This window comes from Streptococcus sp. HMSC034B03 (assembly GCF_001838575.1).
In the GTDB taxonomy this organism is placed as follows: Bacteria; Bacillota; Bacilli; order Lactobacillales; family Streptococcaceae; genus Streptococcus; species Streptococcus anginosus.
Map to the genome: position 1 here is coordinate 1 of NZ_KV837635.1, position 309 is coordinate 309.

Sequence of the window (309 nt, forward strand, 5' to 3'; positions counted from 1 at the left end):
CGGTTAGAGGTTCGACTCCTCTAGGGTGCATAGAGAAGAAGTCTGAAGGTTTCGGTTTTTCTATCCATACGGGAAGTAGCTCAGCTTGGTAGAGTACTTGGTTTGGGACCAAGGTGTCGCAGGTTCGAATCCTGTCTTCCCGATTAATTGATTGATGTATGTTTTAAATAAATATTAGTTTTTAGTATCTGGTGGGATTCGTCTCTCCCTTTTTCTTTTTTCATCGATATTAATTGTCTAGCGGGTTAGTCTAATTTAATATCAAGAGAGGATGTCTTGATCTGCACCCCAAAAATTAGACAGAAAAAA

Annotated in this window: 1 tRNA gene; it reads left to right on the forward strand. The window is 39.2% G+C overall.

Going from position 1 to position 309, the window contains the following annotated elements:
* Nucleotides 1–69 precede the first annotated feature (69 nt).
* Nucleotides 70–143, forward strand: a tRNA-Pro gene (locus tag HMPREF2634_RS07820).
* Nucleotides 144–309 lie beyond the last annotated feature (166 nt).